12 protein-coding genes and 1 riboswitch are annotated in these 18,070 nt (G+C 60.2%); of the genes, 7 read left to right on the top strand and 5 right to left on the bottom strand.

The genetic code is table 11. From position 1 onward, the window contains the following. Window positions 1–163 precede the first annotated feature (163 nt). A complete protein-coding gene (locus VY732_RS24615) occupies window positions 164–2,305 on the bottom strand; it encodes a methyl-accepting chemotaxis protein (protein ID WP_331692082.1) in 2,142 nt (713 codons plus the stop codon). A 262-nt stretch (window positions 2,306–2,567) separates the two neighbouring features. On the opposite strand from VY732_RS24615, the gene VY732_RS24610 reads away from it, so the two are divergent. Next, window positions 2,568–3,386, top strand: a complete 819-nt coding sequence (locus VY732_RS24610) for a M48 family metallopeptidase (RefSeq protein ID WP_007912815.1) — start codon at window positions 2,568–2,570, stop codon at window positions 3,384–3,386. A gap of 138 nt (window positions 3,387–3,524) precedes the next feature. On the opposite strand, the gene VY732_RS24605 is transcribed toward VY732_RS24610, so the two are convergent. From VY732_RS24605 to VY732_RS24595, 3 genes are all read right to left on the bottom strand, one after another. Continuing rightward, window positions 3,525–4,109 (bottom strand): TMEM165/GDT1 family protein, encoded by a 585-nt coding sequence (locus VY732_RS24605; protein WP_077574495.1) that lies wholly within the window; start codon window positions 4,107–4,109, stop codon window positions 3,525–3,527. An 87-nt stretch (window positions 4,110–4,196) separates the two neighbouring features. Then, window positions 4,197–4,321, bottom strand: a riboswitch (yybP-ykoY riboswitch). Between the two features lie 50 nt (window positions 4,322–4,371). Then, window positions 4,372–5,370: a class I SAM-dependent methyltransferase gene (locus VY732_RS24600; protein WP_102901153.1), complete on the bottom strand. Its 999-nt coding sequence runs from the start codon at window positions 5,368–5,370 to the stop codon at window positions 4,372–4,374. A gap of 31 nt (window positions 5,371–5,401) precedes the next feature. After that, entirely contained in the window at window positions 5,402–6,367 is a 966-nt protein-coding gene (locus VY732_RS24595) for a 2-hydroxyacid dehydrogenase (RefSeq protein WP_331692078.1), read from the bottom strand. 91 nt (window positions 6,368–6,458) lie between these two features. On the opposite strand from VY732_RS24595, the gene VY732_RS24590 reads away from it, so the two are divergent. Continuing rightward, complete coding sequence (locus tag VY732_RS24590; protein WP_007967726.1) at window positions 6,459–7,088, top strand: LysE family translocator; 630 nt, start codon at window positions 6,459–6,461, stop codon at window positions 7,086–7,088. Between the two features lie 117 nt (window positions 7,089–7,205). Here the strand turns inward: VY732_RS24590 and VY732_RS24585 are convergent, their stop codons facing one another. Next, window positions 7,206–7,970: an AraC family transcriptional regulator gene (locus tag VY732_RS24585; RefSeq protein WP_331692075.1), complete on the bottom strand. Its 765-nt coding sequence runs from the start codon at window positions 7,968–7,970 to the stop codon at window positions 7,206–7,208. Window positions 7,971–8,055: 85 nt separating this feature from the next. Between VY732_RS24585 and VY732_RS24580 the strand changes: the two genes are divergently transcribed. From VY732_RS24580 to VY732_RS24560, 5 genes are all read left to right on the top strand, one after another. Next, window positions 8,056–9,240 (top strand): MFS transporter, encoded by a 1,185-nt coding sequence (locus tag VY732_RS24580; protein ID WP_137219527.1) that lies wholly within the window; start codon window positions 8,056–8,058, stop codon window positions 9,238–9,240. Between the two features lie 146 nt (window positions 9,241–9,386). Continuing rightward, window positions 9,387–11,069, top strand: a complete 1,683-nt coding sequence (locus tag VY732_RS24575) for a fatty acid--CoA ligase (protein WP_077574491.1) — start codon at window positions 9,387–9,389, stop codon at window positions 11,067–11,069. A gap of 337 nt (window positions 11,070–11,406) precedes the next feature. Next, window positions 11,407–13,296 (top strand): DUF1302 domain-containing protein, encoded by a 1,890-nt coding sequence (locus VY732_RS24570; protein ID WP_123595764.1) that lies wholly within the window; start codon window positions 11,407–11,409, stop codon window positions 13,294–13,296. Window positions 13,297–13,322: 26 nt separating this feature from the next. Further along, on the top strand, window positions 13,323–14,687 hold the full coding sequence (locus tag VY732_RS24565; RefSeq protein WP_077574489.1) for a DUF1329 domain-containing protein: 1,365 nt from the start codon (window positions 13,323–13,325) through the stop codon (window positions 14,685–14,687). A 644-nt stretch (window positions 14,688–15,331) separates the two neighbouring features. Continuing rightward, the gene (locus tag VY732_RS24560) at window positions 15,332–18,067 is read left to right on the top strand and encodes a LuxR C-terminal-related transcriptional regulator (RefSeq protein ID WP_331692072.1); all 2,736 of its coding nucleotides are present in this window, start codon (window positions 15,332–15,334) and stop codon (window positions 18,065–18,067) included. Window positions 18,068–18,070: the final 3 nt, after the last annotated feature.

Raw genomic sequence — 18,070 nt, 5'->3', positions numbered from 1 at the left:
GAGAGGGGACTGAATGGGGGATATTGAAGTAATACACCGACTTGAACGCTCTACTTTGAATCCATAATCGACTGGTTATTTCAGGTCGATGTATGACGGGAGACAACTCGGTCAGTCCCCTCTCCCTCTGGGAGAGGGTTAGGGTGAGGGGGCTCTTGGCTTTTCAGACCTTGAACTGATTGATCAACCGCCGCTGCTGCTCCGCCAGTTTGGTCAAATCGGCACTCGCCGAACTCGACTCATCCGCACCCCCCGCCACTTCATTCGCCACTTGCCCGATGTTGATCACATTGCGATTGATGTCATCGGCCACCGCGCTCTGTTCTTCCGCTGCGCTGGCAATCTGCGTGTTCATGTCGTTGATCACCGACACCGCCTGCGTAATCGTCTCCAGCGCCTCAGCCGCTTTCGCCGCGTGTTGCACGCTTTCATCAGTGCGGTTCTGACTGTCTTCCATGACCCGCACCACATCGCGAGTGCCCTGCTGCAGTTGCTGGATCATGGACTGGATCTCTTCGGTGGCTTTCTGGGTTTTCTGCGCCAGATTGCGCACCTCGTCGGCGACCACGGCAAAACCACGACCCTGCTCGCCGGCACGCGCCGCTTCAATCGCCGCGTTCAGCGCCAGCAGATTGGTCTGCTCGGCAATCCCGCGAATCGCCGTGAGGATCGCGTTGATGTTCTCGCTGTCCTTGGCCAGCGTCTGCACCACATCTACAGCCTTGCCGATTTCCAGCGCCAGCACGCCGATCGAGTTCGACGTGTCACGAACGATCTGCATGCCCTGACTCGCCGCCTGATCGGCATGGCTGGCCGCTTGTGCAGCCTGCGTCGCGTTACGCGCGACGTCCTGCGCGGTGGCGGTCATTTCCTGTACCGCCGTGGCCACCTGATCGATCTCGGCCATTTGTTTCTGGATGCCGATGTTGGTGCGAATGGCGATGTCGGCCGTGTGTTCCGAGGAATCGCTGACGCTCTGCACCGACGTGACCACCTGAGTGATCATCGCCTGCAACTTGGCGAGGAAGGTGTTGAAACCCTTGGCGATCGAGCCCAGTTCATCGCTGCGATCGCTGCTCAAGCGGCGGGTCAGATCACCTTCGCCCTGAGCGATGTCATTGAGCATCGCGACCATCTGCTTCAGCGGCCGGGCGATGCCGTGACCGACCAGCCAGATCACTAGCAGGCCGAGGCCGGCGATGAGCAGACCGACCATGGCCATACCGAAGGTGTCGGATTTACGCTGCGCATCCAGATCACCCTGCAGCTTCTGCAGATCAGCCATCACTGCATCGAGAGGCAATTGCAGCATCAATGTCCAGCGCGCGTCGGTCTGGCCGATGCCGAACGGCAGGTACAACTCGATGCGGCCCTTGTCCTTGTTGACCGAGTAAGTCACTTCGCCGCGCTTGAGATTGGCCATGTTGGCGGTCTGCTCGGCGTCGAGGATGTCGCTGACTTTTTCACCGAATTTGCTCGGGTCTTTGGTGTAGGCAACGATCCGGCCATTGCCGCCGATCAGCGCCATTTGCCCGGCGCCGCTGTAGAGCTTCTGGTTAGCAGCGAGGAGCATTTCCTGGATGAAGTTCACCGACAGGTCTGCACCGACGATGCCGTGGAAGGCACCATTGAGCATGATCGGTTCAATGAAGGAGGCGAGCATGACGATCTTGTCGCCGACCTTGTACGGCGCCGGATCGATCACGCAGGCTTTTTTGCTCTCTTTCGAGCACAGGTAGTACTCGCTGGCGCGCACGCCGGTGGACAGGGTTTTCTGGTCGTCGACGTCGACCAGTTTGTCCAGGCCGAGGGTGCCGTCGTCGTTGCGGAACCACCACGGCAGGAAGCGCCCGTTGGCCGCGTCGATGCCGATCACGCTGGTGCCGACGTAGGCCGCGTCATTGTGGTCGAGGGCGTTTTTTTCCCAGCCGATATACGTACCGAGAATTTTCGGGTTCTTTTCGACGTTTTCTTTGATCAGACTGATCAACTGCTCGCGACTGACGGTCAGGCGCGGCTGGCCATCGACGCCCGGTGTGCCGAGCAGGGCGTTGACCCGCACCAGTCCGCCGGCAATCAGCAGCGGCGCTTCGAGTTCGCGCTGGATCTGGCTGACCTGGGTTTGTGCCAGCGAAGTCAGGCGCTGTTCGATGACTTGCTCGAACTGCGCCTGGGTGCGCTGTTGCACCATCTCTTGCGTACGGGCGCCGGAAAACAGCGCGTACAGCACCAGCGCGGCCACCACGCTAAGGACGATGGCGCCGGCCAGGGCAGCGACGGAAAACTGGATCGACTTGAACTTCATGGGAGCTCCGCACGCAAGAGGACGTCTGCGCTGATGTATCGGCAGGCGGCATTGGGCCATGAGTGCGAGCAGGTGCAATTGCAAGCCGATGTCGTAAATGGATCAGTGCACGACGCAGTTGCTGCGGGCCTGGCGATCGCTGTGAATTTTTTACGACAGCTCAAGTGGGAAACGTCTGAAAGTCGCTGCAACACGTCTGTTGTATCTGGCGTCGATACAATTACCCGCCTAGGATACGCGCAGGTTTTCAGGGAGCTTTTGAATGAACAAGACATTGGTTGTAAGTGCACTGAGCGCAGCGCTGTTGCTGGCCGGTTGTCAGTCGGTCAACACCACCAGCGGCGGCGCCGTGGGTGTGGAACGCAAGCAGTACATGTTCAGCATGCTGTCCTCGCAAGAGGTCGACCAGATGTATGCCCAGTCGTATCAGAAGACTGTCGGTGAAGCCTCCAGCAAGGGTGTGCTGGACAAGACCAGTCCTGAGGCCAAGCGGGTTCAGGCGATTGCCAACCGCCTGATCGCCCAGGCGCCGAACTTCCGTCCGGATGCGGCGCAGTGGCAGTGGGAGGTCAATCTGATCAAGAGTGATGAACTCAATGCCAACTGCGGGCCTGGCGGCAAGATCATTTTCTACACCGGGCTGATCGATAGCCTGAAGCTGACCGACGATGAAATCGCCGCGGTCATGGGCCATGAAATCGCCCACGCTCTGCGCGAGCACGGTCGTGAAGCGATGTCCAAGGCCTACGGGATTGAAATGGCCAAGCAGGGCGCGGGTGCCTTGCTCGGTCTGGGTCAGGACAGTCTGGCGCTGGCCGATACTGTGGCCAACTACGGCATGACCCTGCCGAACAGCCGTGCCAACGAAAACGAAGCTGATCTGATCGGCCTGGAACTGGCTGCGCGCGCCGGGTACAACCCGAACGCCGCGATCACCTTGTGGAACAAGATGAGCAAGGCGTCGGAAGGTTCGCCGCCGGAGTTCATGAGCACTCACCCGGCTTCGACCAGCCGGATTGCCTCGTTGCAGGCGGCGATTCCGAAGGTTATGCCGCTGTACGAACAGGCGCCTAAATCCTGATGGATTTACAGGTCGGCTGACGGCCACTTCGCGAGCAGGCTCGCTCCCACATTTGGAATGCATTCCAAAGTGGGAGCGAGCCTGTCTCCGGGGGGCGTTCCGATGAAGAACGCTGACGCGGTCTATCGACTTACGCCGTCAAACCCAGCCACTGCTCTGCATCGCCTTGTACACCGCAACGATCGCCAGAATCATGAACGCCGACGCCGCGAGGCGACGGATCAAGGTCAGCGGCAATTTGTCCGCGGCAAAGTTACCCGCCAATACCACCGGCACGTTGGCAATCAACATGCCCGCCGTGGTACCGATAATCACCAGCCACAGTTCCGGATATTGCGCGGCGAGCATCACCGTCGCGACCTGGGTCTTGTCGCCCATTTCGGCGAGGAAAAACGCAATCAGCGTGGTCAGGAACGGCCCGAACTTGCGTGCGGTGCTGGTTTCATCGTCGTCCATTTTGTCCGGAACCAGCGTCCACAAAGCGGTGGCCGTAAAACTGGCGGCGAGAATCCAGTGCAGCGTCGCATTCGAGAAGAAACTGCCGAACCAGGCGCCTACCGCACCGGCTGCTGCGTGGTTGGCCAGGGTCGCAGCGACGATGCCGGCAATGATCGGCCAGGGTTTGCGAAAGCGAGCGGCGAGAATCAGCGCGAGCAGTTGCGTCTTGTCGCCGATTTCGGCCAAGGCAACGATTGCGGTGGGAACGAGTAACGAGTCCAGCATCAGGATTTCCTAAGGGGCGGGTCGACACGGCTATGACACGTACAGCCTTCCCGCCCCGGGTAAGGTGTGCGTGTCATAGGTCTTGTCAAACCCTGCGATCCGTCTGCTGCGGACGCTTGGGTCGCATACGCCATGATCTGAGGATCAAGTATGTTGACGTATGCCGGACGAGCTTGGCGCTCGTGGGAGACTACTCCCCTAGGACGGAGCGGATTCTGCCTAGGCAAATCCGATTGAGCAAGCCTCTTTTTTAAAAGAAGTTTCAGCCGCGCTTGGCCCGGTAAATCCGGAAACCATTGCCTTCAGCCTTGATCGCACACACGCCAAGATGCTCTTCGATCAGCGGTTGATACTTGAGGAAGCTGTTCGCCACCAAGCGTAGTTCGCCGCCATTTTTCAGATGTTTTGCCGCTTTTCGCAGCAAGTTCTCCGTGGCGAAATAATCGGTGTGCACGCCGACGTGAAACGGTGGATTGCTCAGAATTGCATTCAAACCCATCGGCGCAGCATCGATACCGTCACCAGTCAGCACTTCAGCTTCCAGACCGTTGGCCGCCAGCGTCAGACGGCTGCTGGCAGCAGCGAAAGCATCCACGTCCAGCAACGTCACTTGATTGTGCGGATAGCGACGTTTGACCGCAGCCCCCAACACGCCAGCGCCGCAACCGAAGTCGAGCAAATGGCCGCTCGGCAGCTTGTCCAGATGCTCCAGCAGCAGGGCGCTGCCGCGATCCAGTCGACCGTGGCTGAACACGCCCGGCAGGCTGATGACTTTCAACGGGCCTTCGGCCAGTGGCAATTCATAGGTCTGCGCCAGGCTTTCCAGGGATTTCGCTTCCGGGGCATTGGCCACGGTGACTTGCCAGAGCTGACAATGACGCGCGCTGTCGAGTTTGCGCGGCTTGCCGAACGGGTTGAGCTGCTTGGACGCGCCTTCGATGCCGCTGCGTTTTTCCCCGACCAGAAACACTTCGCGCCCGGCCAGACGTGAGGCCACAGCGTTGAGGATGTAATCGGTCAGGTCCTTGGACTTGGGCAGGAACACCACGGCGCTGTCGAATTCCCGCTCCGGGACATTCACGCCGAAATGGCTGCGGCCCTCGAAACGGGCGTCCAGCGCGGCTTGATCGCCGGCATGCCAGCACCAGCCGAATGCGTTGGGCAAGCGCCCAAGCAAATCGTCGGCGGGCAACCCGGCCAACAACAACGAACCCTGGAACAACTCGGGCTGACGAAGCAGTACTTCACTGCGCGGATCCATAACTGCTCCTCAAAAAAAGTGCCGCAGTTTATCAACTGACGACCCGCAGCGCCTTACCGCTGAAGAACGCTTGAGCGTTTTCGGTCAATTGGCCGACGATGCGTTGCCGTGCTTCGCGACTACCCCAGGCGTTGTGTGGCGTAACGATCAGGCGTGGGATGTCCGCCGCGAGCAACGGATTGCCTTGGGTCGGCGGCTCGACGCTCAACACATCAGTGGCCGCGCCGCCCAGATGCCCGGCGCGCAGAGCGTCGGCCAGTGCCTGTTCGTCGATCAGGCCGCCGCGTGCGGTGTTGACCACGAAGGAGCCGGGTTTCATCGAGGCCAGTTCGCGGGCGCCGATGAAGTGGCGAGTGTGTTCGTTGAGCGGGCAGTGCAGGGTGAGGGCGTCGATTTGTGGCAGCAGTTCATCCAGCGGCAGGCGATCCGGGCGAGCAGGGCGCCCGGGAATCTGCCCGAGCAACACGCGCATGCCAAACGCTTCGGCCAATCGCGCCACGGCGCCACCGAGTTCGCCATGACCGAGCAAACCGAGGGTTTTGCCTTCCAGCTCAACGATCGGATAGTCGAGCAGGCAGAATTGTTTCGCCTGCTGCCAGCGACCTTCGCCGACGGCTTTCTGATAATCGGCCAGACGCGTGGCGAGGTTGAGCAGCAACATGATCGTGTGCTGCGCCACCGACGGCGTGCCATAACCCTGGCAGTTGCACACGGTGATGCCCTGCGCGCGGGCGGCGGCGAGGTCAACGTTGTTGGTGCCGGTGGCAGTGATCAGAATCAGTTTCAGATCGGGGTTGGCGGCCATCGCGGCGGCGTCGATCAGGATCTTGTTGCTGATCGCCACTGTGGCACCTTGCAGGCGTTCGGCGACTTGTCCGGGCAACGTTTGGGCGAACAGCTGCAGATCGCTGAAACACTCGCGCAACGGACTGAGGTCGAGGTCGCCGAGATCCAGCGAAGGGTGATCAAGGAATACCGCGCGGCGCGTGTTCGTCATCAACTGTACCTTTTGTGCTGTGAGCGTTGGGCGTAATCTGCCGAGCCTACCAGATGAAACAAATTGATACGCTTGGCCGAAAGGAGCCCCCATGTACTGGACCGAGTTCTTGACCGTTGCACTGATCCACTTGTTGGCCGTCGCCAGCCCCGGCCCGGACTTTGCCGTTGTGGTGCGCGAGAGCGTGACCCACGGTCGCCGCGCCGGCACCTGGACCGCGCTGGGCGTGGGCACGGCGATTTTCCTCCACGTTGGTTATTCGTTGCTGGGGATCGGCCTGATCGTGTCGCAGTCGATCGTGCTGTTCAACGCCTTGAAATGGGCCGCAGCCGCTTACTTGCTGTACATCGGCTTCAAGGCGCTGCGCGCGCAACCGGCGAAAGTCGTGGCCGATGATCTGCACAAAGAGGCGGGCGTTCGCACCGCTCGCGGCGCGTTCACCTCAGGCTTCGTGACCAATGGTCTGAATCCGAAAGCCACGCTGTTCTTCCTGTCACTGTTCACCGTGGTGATCAATCCGCACACGCCACTGGCGGTGCAGGCCGGTTACGGGGTTTATCTGGCGGTCGCGACTGCGTTTTGGTTCTGTCTGGTGGCAATGCTGTTCAGTCAGCAACGTGTACGTGCCGGTTTCGCCCGCATGGGTCACTGGTTCGACCGCACCATGGGTGCGGTGCTGATCGCTCTCGGCGTGAAAATCGCGTTTACCGAGATGCATTGATCTCAGAACCGCGACTTGAACCTGTGGGAGCGAGCCTGCTCGCGAAGGCGTTGGGTCAGTCGACATTATTGGTGGCTGAAAGACCGCTTTCGCGAGCAGGCTCGCTCCCACAGGGTCTTACACAAGCTCGCTGAGCTTGCTCAGGGTATTCAGATATTCGCGGGGATTTTCCCCAAGCAAACGACGAAACATCGCGCTGAACGCCCGCGCGCTGCCGTAACCCAAATCCTGCGCCACACGCTGCACGCTGTCCCCGGCGAGCAGGCGCGGCAGGGCTTCCATCAGGCGCAGTTGCTGGCGCCAGGCGTTGAAACTCATCTGCACTTGTTGCTGAAACAGCCGTGCCAACGTGCGTGAGCTGGCGCCGACCTGCTGCGCCCAGTCTTCCAGCGTATTGGCATGATCGGGGGTGTGCAGCATTGCCAGACAGATGTTTTGCAGGCGCCGGTCAGTGGGCATCGGAATGTGCAGTGGCAGGTTTTCCAGGCTGGCAAGTTCCTCCAGCATCAGTTGCTGAATCAGCGGATTGTCGGCATGCGGCGCCCCTTGCACGGCTCGCAGGATCAGCTCGCGCAGCAGCGGCGTCACGGCCAATACGCAGCACTGATGCAGGCTGGCGGGTGACAATTCTGGCGCGATGAACAGCGAGCGCATCTGCACATCGCCGCTCATGAAAATCTCGTGCGCCACCTCGGGTGGAATCCATACCGCGCGACTCGGCGGAATCACCCACGCACCCGATTGCGTGACCACACGCATGATCCCGCTGACGGCATACAGCAGTTGCGCCTCGCGATGCAGGTGCAGCGGCTGGTGCGCGCCATCCAGATAATCCCGGGGGTAGGCGCTCACCGGGCCGTGTTCGAAGTGGCTGATTAACATGTCTGATTTGATGAGTTGCTTGGCAGGAATGCGCTTTACGGCCAACTTAGCATAAGCGCCACACAACAACGTAAAGCGTGCCGCCATGAATCAATCCCGTAATGTCATCCGCTACATCAACGCCGCCCATGTGATCGATCACATGTTCATGCTTATTTTTCCCGCCGCCGTGCTCGGCATGACTCAAGCGTTCGGTCTCGATTACGCCGCGCTGATCGGCCTGTCGCTGGGCGGCTTCATTGCCTTCGGCGCCTGTTCGCTGCCCGCTGGTTGGCTCGGCGATCACTGGAGTCGGCGGCAGATGATGCTGGTGTTTTTCTTCGGCATCGGCGTCTCGGCGATCTTTACCGGCCTGAGTAACAGTCCGACGATGCTGGTGATCGGCCTGACCCTGATCGGTATTTTCGCTGCGATCTATCACCCGGTGGGCACGGCGATGCTGGTGGCCTACGCGCAAAACCGTGGCCGTGAAATCGGCATCAACGGCATGTGGGGCAATCTTGGCGTGGCGTTTTCGGCGCTGATCACCGGTTTGCTGGTGGCGCAGTTCGGCTGGCGCTCAGCGTTCCTGTTACCGGGGGCGGTGGCGATTGTGCTGGGTTTTGGCTTCGCCTTGCAGGTGCGTGAGGAACCGATTCCGAAGCGTGCGCACACACCACTCAAAGGCGCCGCCGGCCAGCGTATCTCGATGATGATGGTGTTCGGCGTGCTGGCGTTGGCCACGGCCACCGGCGGCGTGGTGTTCAACGCCACCACCATGACCTATCCGAAGTTGTTTCAGGAACGTTTGCATGAACTGTTCGCCTCGCCGCAAACCCTCGGCGTGGTGGTCAGTCTGGCCTATGCCTTTGGTGCGGTTGCGCAGTTGAGCATCGGTCGAGTGCTGCATCGGCTCAGCCTGAAATGGCCGTTCATTGTCCTGACGCTGTGCCAGGCACCGCTGCTGTTTGCGCTGGCCTATGCCGACGGCTGGGCGGTGATCGCCCTCGGTGCGGCGTTCATGTTCGTGGTGTTCGGGCAGGTAACAGTGAACGATGCGATGGTTGCCAACTTCGTCGCCCCACAGTGGCAATCACGGGTGTTCGCCCTGCGTTACTGTTTATCGTTCGGTGCCAGTGCGACGGCGATTCCGCTGATTTCCTATGTCGAACCGCGCCATGGTTTTGTAGGCCTGTACTTGATTCTTGCGGGTTTCGGCGCGTTGACCTTCCTCGCTGCGGTGGTTTTCCCACGCACGCCTTCCGAGGAGGCAGTAGGACAAACCGCCTGATCGATGACGAAAACCGGCAAATGCTGGCGCAAAGCTAGCATTTGTACGGCTTTGCAAATCATTCCTTTGGCTGATTTGGCTGGCGTATAAGGGTTCTAGAGTACCAATCTCTACGCCAACACCGTGCAGTCAGAAAAGGGATTCTTATGTTGCAGACTCGCGTCATTCCCCCGGCCGATGGGGCCTACCAGTATCCATTGCTGATCAAGCGGCTGCTGATGTCCGGCGCCCGCTACGAGAAAACCCGCGAGATCATTTACCGCGACCAGATTCGCTACAGCTACCCGACCCTGATCGAGCGCGTGGCGCGGTTGGCCAACGTGCTGACGGCGGCCGGTGTGAAGGCCGGTGACACCGTGGCGGTGATGGACTGGGACAGCCACCGTTACCTGGAATGCATGTTTGCGATTCCGATGATTGGCGCGGTGATCCACACGATCAACGTGCGCCTGTCGCCGGAGCAGATCCTCTACACCATGAACCACGCCGAGGACCGCTTTGTGCTGGTCAACAGCGAGTTCGTCGGGTTGTATCAAGCGATCGCGCCACACCTGACCACGGTCGAGAAAACCCTGCTGCTGACCGATCTGCCGGAAAAGACCGCCGATCTGCCGAATCTGGTCGGCGAGTATGAGCAACTGCTGGCCGCCGCCAGTGTGCAGTACGACTTCCAGGACTTCGACGAAAATTCGGTCGCCACCACGTTCTACACCACTGGCACTACCGGTAACCCTAAGGGTGTGTACTTCACCCATCGGCAACTGGTGCTGCACACCATGGGCGTGTCGACGATCATGGGTTCGATCGACAGCGTGCGCCTGCTCGGCACCAACGACGTGTACATGCCGATCACCCCGATGTTCCACGTTCACGCCTGGGGTTTGCCGTACGTGGCAACCATGCTTGGCCTTAAGCAGGTTTATCCGGGGCGCTACGATCCTGAGTTTCTCGTGGAGTTGTGGCGCAAAGAGAAGGTCACCTTCTCCCACTGCGTGCCAACCATTCTGCAAATGCTGCTTAACGCCAAGGGCGCACAAGGCACCGATTTCGGCGGCTGGAAAATCGTCATTGGCGGCAGTGCGCTCAATCGCACGCTTTACGAAACCGCCAAGGCGCGGGGCATTCAGCTGACTGCCGCGTATGGCATGTCGGAAACGGGTCCGCTGGTGTCCTGTGCGCACCTCAATGACGAGTTGATGGCCGGCACCGAAGACGAACGCACCACTTACCGGATCAAGGCCGGTGTACCGGGGCCGCTGGTGGAAGCGGCGATTGTCGACGGCGAGGGTAACTTTCTCCCGGCCGATGGCGAGACCCAAGGCGAATTGGTGCTGCGTGCGCCATGGCTCACCGAGGGCTATTTCAACGAGCCGCAGAAGGGCGCCGAGCTCTGGGCCGGTGGCTGGTTGCATACCGGCGATGTCGCCACGCTCGACAGCATGGGCGTGATCGACATCCGCGACCGCATCAAGGATGTGATCAAGACCGGCGGCGAGTGGATCTCCTCGCTGGACCTCGAAGACCTGATCAGCCGTCACGTCGCGGTACGCGAAGTAGCAGTGGTGGGCATCGCCGATCCGCAGTGGGGCGAGCGTCCGTTTGCCTTGCTGGTGATCCGCGAAGGGCACGTGATCGGGGCGCGCGAGCTCAAGGAACACCTCAAGCCGTTCGTGGAATTGGGCCACCTGAGCAAGTGGGCGATTCCGAGTCAGATCGCCCTTGTTACCGAAATTCCCAAGACCAGTGTCGGCAAGCTCGACAAGAAGCGCATCCGCCTCGACATCACCGAATGGCAGGCCAACAACAGCACCTTCCTCTCGACACTTTGAGTGTCTGCTGGCGCGCCGAAAACGGCGCGCCAGACCCACCAAGCAAGCGCTTGGCTTGTGAAATCGAAAAATTAGGCCATCCTTGCCGTGCCGACATGCGTCGGACTGGCGAAAGGACTGTTCCAGAGTGGCCGGCAGCTGCAAATCACACTTTAGAGGGATCAAGCAGTACCACCTGCTGGCTATAGTCCGCTCAAGGATTTTTAAGAACGGGGCACACGCACAAATCGGGGCGATGCATCTTTGGAGTGACGTCGGGCTGTCTCTGGCACCCGGTCCTTCGGACGTTTTTAAAAGTACTCACTGCCATAACAATAATGCACATGGAGTAGCGTCGATGACCTCAGTAAACCAGTTCTGGCGCCGGGCGAAACTGCCTCTGGCAGTCAGTCTTGCCTCTTCGCTCGCCGGGCCCGCATTCGGCGTCAGTTTCAACGTCGGTGAAATCGAAGGCCAGTTCGATTCGTCCCTGTCGATCGGTGCCAGTTGGTCTACTCAGAGCCCGAACAAGAACCTCATTGGCGTCAACAACGGCGGCCACGGCCTGTCGCAGACGTCCGATGACGGTCACGCCAACTTCAAGAGCGGTGAAACCTTTTCGAAGATCTTCAAGGGCATCCATGACCTTGAACTGAAATACGGCGACACCGGTGTGTTCGTCCGTGGCAAATACTGGTACGACTTCGAACTCAAGGATGAAAGCCGCGAGTTCAAGGACATCAGCGACTCGGGTCGCAAAGAGGGCGCCAAGTCGTCCGGCGGGCAGATCCTCGACGCCTTCGTCTACCACAACTACGCGATCGCCGATCAGCCGGGTTCCGTGCGCCTGGGCAAGCAGGTGGTGAGCTGGGGTGAAAGTACCTTCATCGGCGGCGGCATCAACTCGATCAACCCGATCGACGTTTCCGCGTTCCGTCGTCCGGGCGCCGAGATCAAGGAAGGCCTGATCCCGGTCAACATGTTCTACGTGTCCCAGAGCTTGACCGAAAACCTCTCGGCCGAAGCGTTCTATCAGCTGGAATGGGACCAGACCGTCGTCGACAACTGCGGCACGTTCTTCTCGCAGCCGGACATCGTGGCCGACGGTTGCAACGACAACCTGCGCGTGCTGAACAAGCGTTCGCAAATCCCGGCCATCGCTTTGGGGCCATTGGCGGCCAACGGTGTCAACGTCAACGAAGAAGGCGTTCTGGTGCGCCGTGGTCCTGACCGCGATGCCCGCGACAGCGGTCAGTGGGGCGCGTCCTTCAAGTACATGTACGAGCCGCTCGACACCGAGTTCGGCGCCTACTTCATGAACTACCACAGCCGTGCGCCGATCTTCAGCGCCACCGGTGCTCCGCAATCGGTCTACAACACCGCGCGCGCTCTGCCGGGGCCGTTTGCGGCACTTGCACCACTGCTGGTCGCGGGCAACTCGAACTACTTCATCGAATATCCAGAAGACATTCGCCTCTACGGTCTGAGCTTCTCCACCACTCTGCCTACCGGTACGGCGTGGAGCGGTGAGATCAGCTACCGTCCAAACGCGCCGGTACAACTGAACTCCACCGACATTCTGTTCGCCGGTGTGCGTCCGATCGGCGGTGCACTGACCAACGCATCGATACTCAATGGTGTGCCGGGTCAGGACCTGCATGGCTACGAGCGCAAGGAAATCACCCAGATCCAGACGACGTTCACGCACTTCTTCGATCAGGTCATGGGCGCCAGCCGTCTGACCCTCGTCGGTGAAGTCGGCGCGACCTACGTCGGCGGGCTGGAAAGCCGTTCCGACAAGCGTTATGGCCGCGATCCGGTGTATGGCCCGGGTGAATTGCCAGCCACTGGCACAACCGACACCTGCGCCAACATTCTCAACGCCAGCACCATCAACGGGGCCGGTCCGGGTTCGCCGCAGAACAACCGCAGCCGCAATTGCGATAACGACGGCTTCACCACCTCGATGTCGTGGGGCTACCGTGGTCGCGCCATCTGGGAATACAACGACGTCTTTGCCGGTGTGAACCTCAAGCCGAACGTGGCCTGGTCGCACGACGTCAGCGGTTACTCGCCAGGCCCTGGCGGCAACTTCGAGGAAGGTCGCAAAGCGGTCAGCCTGGGTGTTGATGCCGAATACCAGAACACCTACACCGCGAGCCTGGCTTACACCAACTTCTTTGACGGCAAGTACACCACTGTGGATGACCGCGACTTCGTTGCGCTCAGCTTCGGCGTGAACTTCTAAGCACTGCATTCAGGACGAACGAATTTATGAAAATAACAAAGAGTCTGTTCCACGCCGGTGTTCTGGGTCTGTCGCTGCTGGCGACCGGCGTCATGGCCGCGGTGCCTGCTGCCGAAGCCGATAAACTGGGCAAGAGCCTGACGCCGATGGGCGCGGAAATGGCCGGCAATGCCGACAATTCGATCCCGGCGTGGAAGCCGCTGGCGAAAAACGCCGGCACGGTCGATGCGCGTGGTTTCCTGTCCAACCCTTACGCCAGTGAACAACCGCTGTTCACCATCACTGCCAAGGATGTCGACAAGTACAAGGACAAGCTGGCGCCGGGTCAATACGCGATGTTCAAGCGTTACCCGGAGACCTTCAAGATGCCGGTGTACCCGTCACACCGCGGCGCGACCGTGCCGGATGACGTATTCGCCGCCATCAAGAAAAACGCCACCACCACCAACCTGGTGTCCGGCGGCAACGGTCTGGAGAACTTCGATACCGCCGTACCGTTCCCGATTCCGAAAAGCGGTGTGGAAGTCATCTGGAACCACATCACCCGCTATCGCGGCGGCAGCGTGACTCGTCTGGTAACTCAGGCCACGCCGCAACCGAACGGCTCGTACAGCCTGGTGTACTTCCAGGATCAGTTCGTGTTCCGCGACAAGATGAAGGACTACGACCCGAAAAACCCGGGCAACATCCTGTTCTACTTCAAGCAGAAAGTGACCGCGCCGGCGCGTCTGGCCGGTGGTGTGCTGCTGGTGCACGAAACCCTCGATCAGGTGAAGGAGCCACGTTCGGCGTGGGTCTACAACGCCGGTCAGCGCCGTGTGCGCCGTGCACCACAAGTGTCCTATGACGGTCCGGGTACTGCCGCCGACGGTCTGCGTACCTCCGACAACCTCGACATGTTCAACGGTGCGCCGGATCGCTACGACTGGAAGCTCGAAGGCAAGAAAGAGATGTACATCGCCTCCGACAGCTACAAGCTCGACGATCCGAAACTGAAGTACGCCGACATCATCAAGGCCGGTCACATCAACCAGGACCTGGCGCGTTACGAGCTGCGCCGCGTCTGGCATGTGGTAGCAACCCTGAAGGAAGGTCAGCGTCACATCTACGCCAAGCGTGACTTCTACATCGACGAAGACACCTGGCAGGCAGCAGTGATCGACCACTATGACGGTCGTGGTCAACTGTGGCGCGTTGCTGAAGCACACGCCGAGAACTACTACGACAAGCAAGTGCCGTGGTATGCCCTGGAAACCCTTTACGACCTGCAGTCCGGCCGCTATCTGGCACTGGGCATGAAGAACGAAGAGAAGAGTGCGTATGACTTCGGCTTCACTGCCACCACCAGCGACTTCACCCCGGCCGCATTGCGTCAGGATGGTGTTCGCTAAACCGCTGTAAAACCGAGGCCGCATCCTCGTGAAAACGCCCCGACTGGTTCGGGGCGTTTTTTTTGCGCGGCCTCCGCGCCTTCGAACCGCTTTTGTAGGAGCTGCCGAAGGCTGCGATCTTTTGATCTTTTGTTTGGACCGTGGGTTTTGGGGGCATATCCGTTGCTGTGGCTGGGGCCTCTGGCGGTTTCGCTCTTACAGCGAGTCCCTTTTTCAAACGCCGGAGTGCCGGCCCAGCAAAAAGGAACCAAAAGGCTTGTCCCCCGGCGTACGGCACTTCGCTTAGGCTCAGTGTTCCCTCGCTACGGTGTTCATCCGGGGGCATCGCCTACGGTTTGCTTCGCTGCACCTCCTCTCGATGTATGCGGCTACGCCGCACGGCGCTGCGCGCCTGCCCCGGATGAACACCTTCGCTCGGCCTGCCGATGGGGGCGAAAATCAAAAGCCAGATCAAAAGCAGGAGCCAAAGCAGATCAAAAGATCGCAGCCTTCGGCAACTCCTACAGGTCGAAATGGGGGGGGATGGCGCATTCTGGAAAGACTTTTGTAGCCATTTGTAGCAGCAACCTTCATTCCCGGTACGTTTAAGGCTAGTCTGCGGACATCTGCAACGCCGCCAACAGCAATTCGAACAAGAGCCGGCCATGACTGATCTGTCCCCACTTCCGGGTCCCGCAAGCGTTGCCGTCGCGGCACTGGACGGGCGTTTTTTTCGCCCTCCGTTGCCCGACGGTTACGTCTTGCGACCACGCCTTTGCGAGCGCCTGCAGGCCGGGCTCGGTGGCCGACTGTTGCTGGTCAGCGCCCCCGCCGGGTTCGGCAAGAGCTCGCTGGCGGTGGAGTTCTGTCAGAGTCTGCCGACGCACTGGCAAAGCCTCTGGCTGGGCCTGAGCCCGCGCGACAGCGACCCCGGACGCTTTCTTGAACGTTTGCTTGAAGGCTTGCAGGACTACTTTCCGCAACTGGGCAGTCGCGCACTCGGCCTGCTGAAAATGCGCCAACGCCATCAGCCATTTGCCTTCGAAGAATGGCTCGACGGCTTGCTCGATGAACTGACCCTGCACCTCGATTCCGCTGCACCATTGCTGCTGGTGCTCGACGATTATCATCTCGCCCAAGGCCCGGTGCTCGATCGCTGCCTGCAATTTTTCCTCAACCATCTGCCTGATGGCTTGCTGGTGATGGTCACCAGCCGCCAGCGTCCGGACTGGCATCTGGCACGCTTGCGTCTGTCCCGGCAGTTGCTGGAACTGCATGAGGCGGATCTGCGCCTGACCCACGACGAAGCCCTGACCTTGCTCGATCGCCACAGCAGCTCACTGCGCGGAGAAGCCCTCGAGAGTCTTATCCAGCGCAGTGAAGGCTGGGTCGCCGGTTTGCGTTTCTGGTTGCTGGCGGTCTCCGAAGCGGGCAGTGATGCGGCGCTGCCACAAGCGCTGAACGGCGGGGAAGGGCTGATCCGCGATTATCTGCTGGAAGAAGTCATCGACTGTCTGCCAGCCGAAGTGCAAGCCTTTCTCTACGACACGGCGCCACAGGAGCGCTTCTGCAGTGAGCTGTGCGATGCCGTGCGCGAAGCTCATGACAGCGCCGAGATCCTGCGTTTTCTACTGGCGCATCAGGTCTTTCTGGTGCCGCTGGACGAGCACGGGCACTGGTATCGCTATCACCATTTGTTCTCGGATCTGCTGCGCAACCGACCGATTGCTCAAGCCATGGTGCCGACCGCGACGCTGCACCTTCGCGCCTGTCGCTGGTTCAACGCCCAAGGCTTGCTCGACGAGGCGGTAGAACAGGCGTTACGCGCAGGCCACCTCGATGTGGCGGCAAATCTGGTGCAAAACCTTTCCGAAGAACAACTGCTGGCCGAGCAGAACGTCGGCATGCTGCTGCGCTGGAAAATGGATTTGCCCGACAGCCTGCTGATCAGCACGCCGCGGCTGATCGTTCTATACAGTTGGGCACTGGGGCTGGCCTGTCAGCTCGATGCCGCCGAAGAGTTGTCCAGTCACCTGAGCCGGTTCCTGCCGGCACCTTCTGCCACGGCGCAAAAGTCGATGCTGGCGCAATGGCTGGCATTGAGCGGGATCATTGCCCGTGGTCGCGGCCATCGTGAGCTGACGATCAGATATTGCAGCGAAGCTCTGGAAAGCCTGCCGGCCAAACGCTATGGCCAACGGCTGATGTGTTTATCGACCCTGTCCAATCTGGCCATCGCCGACGGCGATCTGTGGCGTGCACGCGGTCTTAACCGTGAATCCCTTGAACTGGCGCAACGGGTCGGCAATCCGCTGTTCGAAGCTTTGGCCCATTACGACCGTGCACGGGTCTTGCAATCGCGTGGTGAAATTCTGCGCGCACTCGATGAAGTGCATCAGGGCCTGGAGCGCTTGCGCGGCTTGTCGCCGCAACGTCTGTACGCGGTGCGCGCACGGCTGACGTTGTATGAGGGTTTTCTGTTGGCGATGCGCTTGCAGCCTCAGGTGGCACGCGTGCGGTTGTTGGCCGGAATCGGCGAGGCACGCGCCTGTCGCGATATCAGCGTGTTGATCGGCCACTGCGTGATCGCTCGACTGGATGGCAGCAGTGGCGAGTTCGCCAAGGCCTTTGCCGAGCTCGCCGAAGCCGAACGCCTGATGCACATCTGGGATGTGCCGCCGATCTATTATCTGGCGATGATCACGCTGGTCAAATGCGAGCTGTGGCTGGCCCAGGGCCGTACTGATCTGGCAGAAGCGTGGCTCGCGCGGTTGGGACAGACGTACACGGGAGAACGCGCCGCCGCACCACCGGAATTTCATCCACAACTGCCGCTGCATGTGGAGCTGCAACAGGCGTTGCTGGACATGATTCAGGGGCAACCGATGCTCGCCGAAGGGCGGTTGAATGTGTTGCATGAAAACGGCCAGCAAACCGGCCGGCAGTTGCTCAGTGTCATGGCACTGACGCAGAAAGTGGCGTTGCTGCTGGTGGGGGGGCGTGAGCCGGAGGCCAGAAAAGCACTGAGTCAGGCGCTGGAGGCGGCAACCGGCGGCGTGGCGCAGCCATTCGATCTGCTGGTGAAGGAGCATGGCGACTGGTTGCGCGGGCAATTGGTCGCGATCGCTTCGACAGCCGTCAGTCAGCAATTGCTGGAACACCTGCCTCTTCCCGCTGCGCGTCCCGTCGCTGAGGGTTCGGTGGCCGAACAACTCAGCAGTCGAGAACTGGCCGTCCTGCGCCTGATTGCTCAAGGCTGTTCGAATCAGCAGATCAGCGAGCAATTGTTCATTTCCCTGCACACCGTGAAAACCCACGCCAGCCATATCAACAGCAAGCTGGGGGTTGAGCGGCGCACACAGGCAGTGGCGCGGGCCAAAGAGCTGGGGTTAATGATCTAGCGA

The sequence above is a fragment of the Pseudomonas sp. ZY71 genome (genome assembly GCF_036542145.1).
GTDB classification, from domain to species: Bacteria; Pseudomonadota; Gammaproteobacteria; order Pseudomonadales; family Pseudomonadaceae; genus Aquipseudomonas; species Aquipseudomonas koreensis_A.
Note: the sequence above shows the minus strand (reverse complement) of the source record. Positions and strands in the feature narration are given on the sequence as shown.

Bases quoted from the DNA above. Each gene is read 5' to 3' on its own strand.
- VY732_RS24565 (WP_077574489.1), top strand. From the start codon at position 13,323: ATGAAAATAACAAAGAGTCTGTTCCACGCCGGTGTTCTGGGTCTGTCG.
- VY732_RS24600 (WP_102901153.1), bottom strand. From the start codon at position 5,370: ATGGATCCGCGCAGTGAAGTACTGCTTCGTCAGCCCGAGTTGTTCCAG.
- VY732_RS24570 (WP_123595764.1), top strand. From the start codon at position 11,407: ATGACCTCAGTAAACCAGTTCTGGCGCCGGGCGAAACTGCCTCTGGCA.
- VY732_RS24580 (WP_137219527.1), top strand. From the start codon at position 8,056: ATGAATCAATCCCGTAATGTCATCCGCTACATCAACGCCGCCCATGTG.
- VY732_RS24615 (WP_331692082.1), bottom strand. From the start codon at position 2,305: ATGAAGTTCAAGTCGATCCAGTTTTCCGTCGCTGCCCTGGCCGGCGCC.
- VY732_RS24560 (WP_331692072.1), top strand. From the start codon at position 15,332: ATGACTGATCTGTCCCCACTTCCGGGTCCCGCAAGCGTTGCCGTCGCG.
- VY732_RS24610 (WP_007912815.1), top strand. From the start codon at position 2,568: ATGAACAAGACATTGGTTGTAAGTGCACTGAGCGCAGCGCTGTTGCTG.
- VY732_RS24590 (WP_007967726.1), top strand. From the start codon at position 6,459: ATGTACTGGACCGAGTTCTTGACCGTTGCACTGATCCACTTGTTGGCC.
- VY732_RS24585 (WP_331692075.1), bottom strand. From the start codon at position 7,970: ATGTTAATCAGCCACTTCGAACACGGCCCGGTGAGCGCCTACCCCCGG.
- VY732_RS24595 (WP_331692078.1), bottom strand. From the start codon at position 6,367: ATGACGAACACGCGCCGCGCGGTATTCCTTGATCACCCTTCGCTGGAT.
- VY732_RS24575 (WP_077574491.1), top strand. From the start codon at position 9,387: ATGTTGCAGACTCGCGTCATTCCCCCGGCCGATGGGGCCTACCAGTAT.
- VY732_RS24605 (WP_077574495.1), bottom strand. From the start codon at position 4,109: ATGCTGGACTCGTTACTCGTTCCCACCGCAATCGTTGCCTTGGCCGAA.